Origin of the sequence: Thalassolituus sp. UBA2009 (assembly GCF_002335285.1) — a bacterium.
GTDB lineage: Bacteria > Pseudomonadota > Gammaproteobacteria > Pseudomonadales > Oceanobacteraceae > Venatoribacter > Venatoribacter alkanivorans.
In genome coordinates this window covers 1-281 of the sequence record NZ_DDCJ01000085.1, presented here as the reverse complement: position 1 = coordinate 281, position 281 = coordinate 1, and the positions used below count along the sequence as shown (strand labels likewise).

At 54.4% G+C, this 281-nt stretch carries 1 protein-coding gene; it reads right to left on the bottom strand.

Annotation, left to right across the window (positions count from 1 at the left end; genetic code table 11):
- Positions 1 to 71: 71 nt before the first annotated feature.
- Positions 72 to 281, bottom strand: a 210-nt coding sequence (locus tag B3P58_RS10580; RefSeq protein ID WP_286717440.1) for a hypothetical protein, incomplete at its 5' end; no start/stop codon positions are given.

The following is a 281-nucleotide window of genomic DNA, read 5'->3' as shown; positions in this document are numbered from 1 at the left end:
CGGAACGACGCTTTAAAACACCAAACATTTGCATCGTTCCGGGGCAGGGTTTTGCTCTGAAGGCCGCAGAATCATCTGGTTGTCTGGCGCCGCACGATCGCCGGTTTTAGTAATCCGCGCAGCCGTATTTCAACGGAAGCAGCGTTCACCTGGCTCCCACGCTCTGCGTGGTAGCCCTTGCTGGCACAGTTGCATTCCCACGCAGAGCGTAGGAACGAGAAACAGCTGTGCAGAGTATTGGCGGAATAATAATGGGCAATAAAAAACACGGGCGTAGCGGT